Annotated in this window: 10 protein-coding genes; 4 read left to right on the top strand and 6 right to left on the bottom strand. The window is 65.9% G+C overall.

All coding sequences use genetic code 11. The annotated features are described in order from the left end of the window. Nucleotides 1–90: 90 nt before the first annotated feature. A complete protein-coding gene (locus I71_RS20125) occupies nucleotides 91–678 on the top strand; it encodes a hypothetical protein (RefSeq protein WP_244433943.1) in 588 nt (195 codons plus the stop codon). A 12-nt stretch (nucleotides 679–690) separates the two neighbouring features. On the opposite strand, the gene I71_RS20120 is transcribed toward I71_RS20125, so the two are convergent. The 3 genes from I71_RS20120 to I71_RS20110 all read right to left on the bottom strand — a co-directional run bounded on the left by I71_RS20120 (nucleotide 691) and on the right by I71_RS20110 (nucleotide 2,574). After that, nucleotides 691–921, bottom strand: coding sequence for a DUF1178 family protein (locus tag I71_RS20120; protein ID WP_042697063.1), 231 nt, complete (start codon nucleotides 919–921; stop codon nucleotides 691–693). A 91-nt stretch (nucleotides 922–1,012) separates the two neighbouring features. After that, entirely contained in the window at nucleotides 1,013–1,786 is a 774-nt protein-coding gene (locus tag I71_RS20115; RefSeq protein ID WP_042697071.1) for an ABC transporter ATP-binding protein, read from the bottom strand. An 11-nt stretch (nucleotides 1,787–1,797) separates the two neighbouring features. Continuing rightward, nucleotides 1,798–2,574 (bottom strand): ABC transporter permease, encoded by a 777-nt coding sequence (locus I71_RS20110; RefSeq protein WP_042697061.1) that lies wholly within the window; start codon nucleotides 2,572–2,574, stop codon nucleotides 1,798–1,800. Between the two features lie 315 nt (nucleotides 2,575–2,889). On the opposite strand from I71_RS20110, the gene I71_RS20105 reads away from it, so the two are divergent. Continuing rightward, nucleotides 2,890–4,296, top strand: coding sequence for a diguanylate cyclase (locus tag I71_RS20105; protein ID WP_148294299.1), 1,407 nt, complete (start codon nucleotides 2,890–2,892; stop codon nucleotides 4,294–4,296). 53 nt (nucleotides 4,297–4,349) lie between these two features. Here I71_RS20105 and alr read toward each other — a convergent pair whose 3' ends face one another. From alr to I71_RS20090, 3 genes are all read right to left on the bottom strand, one after another. After that, nucleotides 4,350–5,474, bottom strand: coding sequence for an alanine racemase (alr, locus tag I71_RS20100; protein ID WP_042697060.1), 1,125 nt, complete (start codon nucleotides 5,472–5,474; stop codon nucleotides 4,350–4,352). Beyond that, nucleotides 5,471–6,976 carry a replicative DNA helicase gene (locus I71_RS20095; RefSeq protein ID WP_049976210.1) on the bottom strand — a complete coding sequence of 502 codons (1,506 nt, stop codon included), beginning with the start codon at nucleotides 6,974–6,976 and terminating at the stop codon, nucleotides 5,471–5,473. Before I71_RS20095 ends, alr begins: the two co-directional genes overlap by 4 nt. Nucleotides 6,977–7,107: 131 nt before the next feature. Then, nucleotides 7,108–7,692 carry a TIGR00730 family Rossman fold protein gene (locus I71_RS20090; RefSeq protein WP_042697058.1) on the bottom strand — a complete coding sequence of 195 codons (585 nt, stop codon included), beginning with the start codon at nucleotides 7,690–7,692 and terminating at the stop codon, nucleotides 7,108–7,110. Between the two features lie 144 nt (nucleotides 7,693–7,836). Between I71_RS20090 and I71_RS20085 the strand changes: the two genes are divergently transcribed. Both I71_RS20085 and I71_RS20080 read left to right on the top strand, forming a co-directional pair. After that, complete coding sequence (locus I71_RS20085; protein ID WP_042697056.1) at nucleotides 7,837–8,322, top strand: cytochrome c; 486 nt, start codon at nucleotides 7,837–7,839, stop codon at nucleotides 8,320–8,322. A 3-nt stretch (nucleotides 8,323–8,325) separates the two neighbouring features. Beyond that, nucleotides 8,326–9,222, top strand: coding sequence for a cytochrome c (locus I71_RS20080; protein WP_049976209.1), 897 nt, complete (start codon nucleotides 8,326–8,328; stop codon nucleotides 9,220–9,222). The last annotated feature ends 227 nt before the right edge of the window (nucleotides 9,223–9,449 follow it).

Here is a 9,449-nt window from a genome sequence, read left to right as displayed (position 1 = left end):
ACAAGATGATGGCGAGCGGGAAGGCAAGGCCGCCCCCACCATGGCAGCCTGTCCAAGAGCCAGATCGGCCAGACCCGCCACGAGAAAGAGGTGGCGCCGCGCGCCGCGCCGACCGGCCGGGTCGAAGCCGGCAACGAAAGCGTCGGCGGCATGGCCCAGTTCGGCGGCGCTCCGGTGTCGTCGCCTTCCTCCTCCTCTTCGTCGGCGTCTTCTTCGACCAGCCACAGCGCGCCGGCCGCCGCTCCGGCTCCTGCATCCCGACCGTCGGCGTCGGCTTCGGCTTCGGCTTCGGCTGCGGCAGTGCAGGGCGCACCGCGTCCGTCGGTGAGCGCGTCCGAAGGCCCGGCTCCCCAGGCGGCACCGCGTGGGGCGGTTGCGGCGACCACGCCCGACGGCAAGGCGGTTCCGGTGGAAGAGCCTGTGGCGGTCGGTGGAGGCCCGTCGATCTGGCAATCCAACGCGGCACGGGCCGGCATTGCCGGCCTGATCGCTGCGACGCTGGGGGGCATCGGCTTCGCATGGTGGCGCAGCGGCCGCGGCGTCGATCCGCTCAGCCGGGCACCGGTCGACGACGATAGGCCACGCGAAAGCCGTGTCGAACCGAGCTTCGGCTCGCCCCGGCGCCGGGAAGAGCTGACCACCGGACCGCGCCTGACGGCGGAAGCACGGCGGCGCTGAGCGCCGCCTCCGTCACATCATCATCGGACAGCCGCCCCCGCCGCAGCCGCCGGCTGCGCAGGCGGGGGCGGGTGCCGGCTGGGGCTTGCCGACGCGCGGCGCCATGATGGCCTTGGCGACCTCGGTGCCGCCGCAGGACGGGCAGGGGATGCCGTCGGCCTTCTTGGCATCGTAATCGGCCATATTGTCGAACCACTGGTCGAAATCATGGCCGCAGGTGCAGTGCAGGGCGTAGACGATCATTGCAGAGCCTCGGAAAGCGGAATCTTGACCGCTTTTCTAACCAAGCGTCCGACGCCCTGCCAGGATCTGCATCAATCGCCGCCGCTTCCGCTCAGAGAGCCTTGATCTGCATCTTGATCGGCCCGTCCGCCCGGCCATGGACGAACTGGTCGACATAGGCGTTGCCCGAATTGTCGATGTCGTGGGCGTGGCCGGTCCAGATGATGCGGCCTTCATAGATCATGGCGATGCGGTCGGCGATCTTGCGGGCGGACGCCATGTCGTGGGTGATGGTGACCGCGGTGGCGCCGAGATCCTTCACGCACTGGACGATCAGCTCGTTGATGACGTCGGCCATGATCGGGTCGAGACCGGTCGTCGGCTCGTCGAAGAAGATGATCTCCGGCTCGTCGGCGATGGCGCGGGCGAGGCCGACGCGCTTCTGCATGCCGCCCGACAGCTCCGCCGGCGACAGCTCCGCCACGTCGGGGCCGAGTCCGACGGCGCCCAGCTTGGCGACGGCGATCTCCTTGGCCTGGGCACGCGGCATATGGGCGCCCTGGATCAAGCCGAAGGCGACGTTTTCCCAGACCGTCAGGCTGTCGAACAGGGCGGCGCCCTGGAACAGCATGCCGAACTTGTGCAGCATCTTCTCGCGCTCGCGCGAGCGCAGGCGGGTGGTCTCGACGCCATCGACCTGGATCGAGCCGGAATCCGGCGTCAGCAGGCCGAGAACGCTCTTCAGCATCACCGATTTGCCGGTGCCCGAGCCGCCGATGACGACCAGCGACTCGCCCTTCGCCACCTCCAGATCGATGCCGTTCAGCACCTTCTTCGGGCCGAAATGTTTATAGACGTTCTTGAGCGCGATCTTGGGAACGGTCATTTCGATGGCGCTCACTTGGTCGAGAAGAAGAGGCCGGTGATGAGGTAGTTCCACACCAGGATCATGATCGAGGCCGATACCACCGCGTTGGTGGTTGCCGCACCGACGCCCTGGGCGCCGCCCTTGGAGTGGTAACCGTGGTAACAGCCCATCAGCGCGATCAGGAAGCCGAAGATCGCCGCCTTGACCAGACCGGAGATCACGTCGACCGGCTGCAGGAATTCCCAGGTGCGGTTGATGTAGCTGGCGGCGTTGAAATCCAGCCGGTAGACGCCGACCAGAAAACCGCCGAACACGCCGATGATGTCGGCGACCACCACCAGCAACGGCACCATGGTCAGGCCGGCGATCAGTCGCGGCGCCACCAGATACTTGTGCGGGTTGGTCGACAGGGTCGAGAGCGCGTCGATCTGCTCGGTCACCCGCATGGTGCCGATCTCGGCCGCCATGGCGGCGCCGATGCGGCCGGCGACCATCAGGCCGGCCAGCACCGGCCCCAGTTCGCGGGTGATCGACAGCACGACGACGGTGGCGATGGCGCCCTCCGCCTGGAAGCGCGAGAAGCCGCTGTAGCTCTGCAACGCCAGCACCATTCCGGTGAACAGCGCGGTCAGCCCGACCACCGGCAGCGAGTAATAGCCGATGTCGATCATCTGCCGCAGGATCTGGCGCGGATAGAACGGCGGCCGCACGCAGTGCGACAGGGCGGACCCGGTGAACAGGGCAAGGCGTCCGGTCGCTTCCAGGAAAATCAGGAAGGCCCGGCCGGTGGCGGCAAGGAAACCCATCAGTCGGCCCGCATCCTTGGTTTGAGACTCATTTGGGCGAAGCGGTCATAGCACCGATGAGCGTCGCGGTCATCCTTGGACTTTGCAATGGTGGAACGTTTGGGCACCATGTGGGCTGGTCCGGTCGGCGGTCGCGACCGTGGCGGCCGTCAGTCCGGATCTCCGGTCAGGTGACGGGAAGGGCCGCCCGCATAGACTCGTAATAATTGCATCGATTCCCACAGTCGATTCTTATATGTATCGAAAGCATCATACTCCGGTATAAGGAATTATCTTGCAGCAGGCCAATTTCCGTCACTTTTACACAAGAGCATCGTGGGCTACGCTATGGAGTCTGATCGAGTCAAGCTGCTGCTGGATGGCCGACATGACGACAACCGTGGAGACGACGAAAGGGGGCCGGACAACCCCATTCCAGCGTTCACCGGCGAGACGTGCTGGTCTGCGGAAGCGCATGAGTCGGGCCGCTCCGCCTGCGATGTAGCCGTCACTTCGGAGGGAGTGGTCCTCGACATCACAGACGGGTGCCTGTCGAGAACAGGGTATTGCCGGGCCGATCTCCTTGGACGACCGATTGACACCATCCTCGACAGTGCAAGCGGGGCTGCCATCAGGGAGTTCATGCAGGCGCCCGGTCGCATTCATGGCGCCATCATTGATGCAGTCTGCATTTGTGCCGACAGCTCAACATGCCGCGTGGAGCTCACGGTGCGGTGCCGGGCGGAAACACCGGGAGTGTTTTCGATTGCCATCAACGGGTTCGCTGCGATGGCGGAATGCCGGCATCGCGCCATGCTGACCCAGGTTTCGGTTGATAAAGTTTCGGATATGATCATCTGGCTCGATGCGGACGGGCGGTACGTCTTCGTCAATCGGGCGGCGACGCGGATGTTCGGCTATTCGGCAGCGGAGTTTGGCCGGAAAAGCGTCTGGGACGTCGATCCGTTGTTCAATGAAGACATATGGTGCGACCATTGGCAAGATCTCGTCAAACAGGGGGTGGTCAGGATCGAAACGGTAAATAGAACAAAAGATGGCGTTGATGTTCCTGTCGAAGTGACAGCAAATCTGGTTGAGTACAAAGGCAAATTCTACAATTGCAGCATAGTCAGGGATATTACCGAGCGCAGAAGACTGGAAGCGGAATGGCGATTTTTGAATGAGAAAGCGCTTCATCTCAGCCTTACGGACGCGTTGACTGGGATTGGAAACCGTCGCCGCTTCGACGCGTCCTTGGATGCCGAGTTGAAAAACCATTCGCGCTCCCGTGCACCGCTGTCCCTCATCCTCTGCGATGTCGATGCCTTCAAGGCTTTCAACGATCGCTACGGTCATGTGGCCGGTGACGATTGTCTTCGCCAGATCGCCGGGGTGCTGTCGAGAACCGTTCAACGTTCGGGCGATCTGGCGGCACGGTTCGGCGGCGAGGAGTTCGCGTGCATTCTGCCAGCCACTGAACTGGAGGGCGCAATGCGGGTTGCCGAAGGGATCCGAACCGGGATCATGACGCTGGCGATCCCGCATGAGGAGTCGCCGTCCGCCGAAATGGTGACTGCGAGCTTGGGCGTGCTGACGATTCGTCACTTGGACAACCCGCCACGCCCCGAGATCCTGGCCGCCGCCGACGCCTACCTTTACAAGGCCAAGAACAAGGGGCGCAATCGCGTCGTCGGCGGAGAATTCATGCGTCCGGAGTCCCGACATGGACAGGCCGGCCGATAGAGTCGCCCGACCATCGGCTCATCCGGCTGGCATGTGGGCCGGGCGACGGCTTTTCATGATGTATAAACCCGGTGATAGCGCCGGCCGAGCGAAGTCAGAACTTCGTAGCCGATGGTGCCGGCCTCATTCGCCACGGTGTCGACCGGGCGGCTGGGGCCGATCAGTTCGACCATGCGGCCGGGATGGGCGACGGTTTCCGGCAGTCCGCTGACGTCGATGGTGATGAGGTCCATCGAGATGCGGCCGACGATGGGGGCGGCGACTCCGTCGATGAAGATGTGCCCTTTGCCGCTGAGCGAGCGCAGGTAACCGTCGGCATAGCCGACACCGATGGTGGCGATCCGCGCCGGGCCGGTGACCTTGTGGGCGGCGCCATAGCCGACCGTCATCGGGGCGTTGCAGTTGCGCACCTGGAGCAGCCTGGCATCCAGCCGCACGGTGTCGCGCATCGGGTTGGGCAGGTGCGGGGTCGGGTTGACGCCATAGAGCGCGCAGCCCGGCCGGGCGAGGTCGAAGTGATGGTCCTTGCCGTGGAAGATGCCGGACGAGTTGGCGAAGCTGGCTTTCGCCTTCGGCAGCCGGGCCAGGGCGCCGCGGAACCGCTCCCGCTGCTCCCCGGTCATCGGATTGTCGAACTCGTCGGCACAGGCGAGATGGGTCATCCAATAGCGGACGTCGATGCCCTCCAGCCATTCCGGATGGCCGGCAAGGTCGTCCAGTTCGTCAGGGCCGAGGCCCAGCCGGTTCATGCCGGTGTCGATGTGGATCACCGCCGGCAGCACCTCGCCGCGCGCCGCCGCGAAGGCCCGCCACGCCGCGATCTCGCCCAGATGGTTCAGCACCGGCAGGATGCGCTTGGCGATGAACTCGCCCTCATATCCAGGCGGCAGGCCGCCCAGTGAGAAGACCTGCGCGTTGGACGCGACCGGTTCCAGCGCCTGGCGGACGGCCAGAGCCTCCTCCAGCTGGGCGACGACGAAGGTCCGGCAGCCGGCGGCGGCCAGAGCCGGGACGACGCGCGCCACCCCCAGCCCATAGGCGTCGGCCTTGACCACGGCGGAACATTCCGCCGGGGCCACGCGGTCGCGCAGCTGCGTCCAATTGGCGACGACGGCGCCGAGATCCACGGTCAGGATGGCGCCGGCGCGCAGGGTCAGGTCGCTCGTCACTCTGGTCACTCGTCGGTCTGGTGATGCTGGTCGAGATCGCCGAACTTGGTGAACTGGCCGTCGAAGTAGAGACGGACGGTGCCGATCGGACCGTGACGCTGCTTGGCGATGATCACCTCGGCGGTGTTGTGCACTTCGCCCAGGCGCTGCTGCCATCGCTGATAGCGGTCGTTGAACTTGTCGTCGCTCTCGTCGGGCCGGCGCGAAGGCTCGGCGCGTTCAAGATAATACTGTTCGCGGAAAACGAACATCACGACGTCGGCATCCTGCTCGATCGAGCCCGATTCGCGAAGGTCGGCCAGCTGCGGGCGCTTGTCCTCGCGCAGCTCCACCGCACGGCTCAGCTGCGACAGCGCCACCACCGGCACGTCCAGCTCCTTGGCGATGGCCTTCAGGCCGCGGGTGATCTCCGAGATTTCCTGCACCCGGTTTTCCGACCCGCGCGAGGAGGACCCGCGCAGAAGCTGGAGGTAATCGACCACCACCATGCTGAGGCCCGAGGTCCGCTTCAGCCGGCGGCAGCGCGTGCGGACGGCGGCGACCGACAGGGCCGGCGTATCGTCGACATAGAAGGGGCAGCGCGCCAGATCCTGGCTGGCCTGGACGAACTTGGGGAAATCGGTGTCGCGGATTTCGCCGCGGCGGATCTTGTCGCCGGGCACCTGCACCTCGTCGGCGAGGATACGGGTGGCGAGCTGTTCCGCCGACATTTCCAGCGAGAAGAAGCCGACGACGCCGCCTTCCTGGCCGCTGGAGCGCATGTGCGCCTTGGCGGCGTTGAAGGCGATGTTGGTGGCCAGCGCCGTCTTGCCCATCGAGGGGCGGCCGGCGAGGATGATCAGGTCCGACGGGTGCAGGCCGCCCAGCTTGCGGTCGATGTCGATCAGGCCGGTGGTGACGCCGGTGACGTGGCTGGACCGGCGGAAGGCCGCCTCCGCCGTCGTGATGGCGTGCTTGACCGACTCGCCGAACGCCACGAAGCCGCCCTGCACGTCGCCGGTGGAGGCGAGGTCGAACAGCTGCTTCTCGGCCTCGCCGATCTGGTCGAGCGCGGTGATGTCGAGGTCGTGGCGGTACGCCTCGTTCACCATGTCGGTGCCGACCTCGATCAGCTGCCGGCGGATGAACAGGTCGTGGATGGTCTTGCCGTAGTCGCCGGCATTGACCACCGTCACCACGTTGGCGGCCAGCTCCGCCAGATAGGCGCTGCCGCCTTCCACCGCCAGTTCGGGATCGTTGTCGAACAGGGCCTTCAGCGTGACCGGGTTCGCGATCTGGCCGCGGTCGATCATCTTGGTGATGGCGGCGAAGATGCGCTGGTGGGCCGGGTCGTAGAAATGCTCCGGCCGCAGGAACTCGCCGACCTTCTCATAGGCCTTGTTGTTGACCAGGATCGCGCCCAGCAGCGCCTGCTCCGCCTCCTCGTTGTTGGGGGGCGTGCGGTACTCGGCCGTCGGTTTGACCGCGGCGGAGGGACGGAGATCGAACAGCGATGAGGTCTGGTTGCTCATGAAGGACACAGTATCAGAAACAGAACGCGAACGCTCGGTGAAGGACGGAGAGCCATCCACAAAAGCTGTGCACAGAAGTTATCCACAGGCTGGGAAGTCTGGGGATAACCGCTGGAGAGGACGATGACGCCTCAGAGCTTCCGGGGCTGGGCCGCATGGGCCGGCTCGGGCATCGTCCCCAGAACCTCGAACACGCCGTCGATGTGATCGGCGACGCGGTAGAGGGCGGACCGGTCGATGCGGGCGAAACCCTGGGCAACCATATGGTCGATCAGTCCAAGCAGCGGGCGCCAGTAGCCGTCGACGTCGGCGACGACGATCGGCTTGTCGTGCAGCTGCAGTTGCTTCCAGGTCAGGATCTCGAAGGCTTCGTCCAACGTGCCCAGGCCGCCCGGCAGGATGACGAAGGCGTCCGACCGCTCCACCATCATGCGCTTGCGGGTGTGCATGCTGTCGACGACATGCAGTTCGGTCAGGCCGGTATGCTCCACCTCCGCCGATTGGATGTGCTCCGGGATGATGCCGACCACCTCGCCGCCGGCGGCAATCGCGGCGTCGGCGGCGATTCCCATCAGGCCGACCCGGCCGCCGCCATAGACCATACGGATGCCCCGGCGGGCCAGCCCGTCGCCCAGCGCGTGGGCGGCTTCCTTGTGGACATCGGCGACACGGGACGACGCACCGCAATAGACGCAGACGGACGACAGGCTCTTCATCGCGGGTCAACCTTTCTCGCCACCGCCATCCATCGGAAGCGGGGCCGCAAAAAATCTGGCGAATGCCATGGAATATCGGGTGGGGGCGGCGCGTCAACAGCGGCACAGGCACCGTTAAGCCACGGCATCATCGGGAGGGACCACATGAGCAACCGGGTCGTCAATGTTCTTGCGGCGGCATCCGTCGCCGGTCTGATGTTCACGCTGTTCGGCATGTCGGCGGGTGCCGCCGGGGCCGCCGATCCGGCCGCGCAGGTCAAGGACCGGCAGCAGACCATGAAGAAGCTGGGCGGCGGCATGGGCGCCGTCGCCAAGTTCGTGAAGAACGAGGGCGCCACCGCCGAGGACGCGGCCAAGGGGGCGGAGGCCGTGCTGGCGGTGTCCAAGATGGACCCGAAGACGATCTTCCCCGAAGGCACCGCCGTCGGTGTCGCCGACAGCGCCGCCAAGCCGGAGCTGTGGAAGAACTGGGCCGAGGCGCAGAAATATTGGAGCGCGGTGCAACCGGCCGCCGAGAAGCTGGACGCCGCCATCAAGACCGGCGACCGCGCGCAGATCGCCCAGGCGCTCGGCGCCACCTCCAAGACCTGCGGAAGCTGCCACGAGGACTTCCGCGTCAAGAAGAACTGACCGGTGCGGCGCCTCCTGACCGCCGCTGCAATGCTGCTGCCGCTCGCCGTCGCGGGCGGCAGTGCGCGTGCGGCTGGCGAGGCTCCCACAGGCGACGCTGCAAAGGACGCCGTCAGCCGGGGCGCCTACATCTTCAACGCCGCCGGATGCCTCGGCTGCCATACCGACGAGAAGGGTGGCGGCCTGCCGCTGGCGGGCGGTCGGGCGCTGGCGACCCCCTTCGGCACCTTCTACACCCCGAACATCACGGCGGATCCGGTGAACGGCATCGGCCGCTGGAGCGACGCCGACTTCATCCGGGCCGTCCGCGAGGGCGTTCGGCCGGACGGTGCCGCGCTGTTCCCGGCCTTTCCCTATGCCAGCTACACGCGGATGACCGACCGCGACCTGCTGGACCTGAAGGCCTATCTGCTCAGCCGGCCTGTGGCCTCGACCGCCAACAAGCCGCACGACCTGTCTCCGCCCTTCTCCTGGCGTTTTCTGGTGCCGGTCTGGCAGTGGATGTACCTGACTCCCGGCCCGGTGCCCGACGATTCCGGTAAGCCGGCGGCCTGGAACCGTGGGCGCTATCTGGTCGATGCGCTGGGCCATTGTGCCGAATGCCACAGCCCGCGCACCCAGCTCGGCGGGCTCGATTCCGACCGCTATCTCGCCGGCAATCCGCAGGGGCCCGACAACGACAAGGTGCCGGGCATCACCAGCTCCAAGACCAAGGGCAAGGGAATCGGCGGCTGGTCGGACGGCGATCTGGCGCTGTTCCTGGAAGCCGGCCTGACCCCGGACGGCGACGTCGCCGGCGGCGCGATGGGAGAGGTTGTGCGCAACACCACCTCCAAGCTGACGGCCGACGACCGCGCCGCCATCGTCACCTATCTGAGGACGGTGCCGGCGAAGGAGTGAGTCGTCGCGGCAACAGGCGCCGATTTGGTGCGGAGTCCTGATCCGTTGGGGCAATCGAGCCCGTTTAGCGGATGGTTTCGCCCCAACGTCGCGATTCTTTTGTGACCTGTCCTTCTGCTATAGTTCGGCATCCCGCCGGTGTGGCGGGCCGCCGGATGGGTGCTCAGGTGAATCGAAACGCTTTGTTCGCAGCTTTGGGCGTGGCACTGATGGGCCGGGTGGCCGGC

The organism is Azospirillum sp. B506, assembly GCF_000333595.1.
In the GTDB taxonomy this organism is placed as follows: domain Bacteria; phylum Pseudomonadota; class Alphaproteobacteria; order Azospirillales; family Azospirillaceae; genus Azospirillum.
The sequence above is the reverse complement of the archived record's forward strand: the minus strand, read 5'-3'. Positions and strand labels throughout refer to the sequence as shown.

Excerpts from the sequence above, each read along its gene's own strand:
- I71_RS20120 (WP_042697063.1), bottom strand. The coding sequence starts at position 921 with ATGATCGTCTACGCCCTGCACTGCACCTGCGGCCATGATTTCGACCAG.
- I71_RS20115 (WP_042697071.1), bottom strand. The coding sequence starts at position 1,786 with ATGACCGTTCCCAAGATCGCGCTCAAGAACGTCTATAAACATTTCGGC.
- I71_RS20110 (WP_042697061.1), bottom strand. The coding sequence starts at position 2,574 with ATGGGTTTCCTTGCCGCCACCGGCCGGGCCTTCCTGATTTTCCTGGAA.
- I71_RS20095 (WP_049976210.1), bottom strand. The coding sequence starts at position 6,976 with ATGAGCAACCAGACCTCATCGCTGTTCGATCTCCGTCCCTCCGCCGCG.
- I71_RS20090 (WP_042697058.1), bottom strand. The coding sequence starts at position 7,692 with ATGAAGAGCCTGTCGTCCGTCTGCGTCTATTGCGGTGCGTCGTCCCGT.
- I71_RS20085 (WP_042697056.1), top strand. The coding sequence starts at position 7,837 with ATGAGCAACCGGGTCGTCAATGTTCTTGCGGCGGCATCCGTCGCCGGT.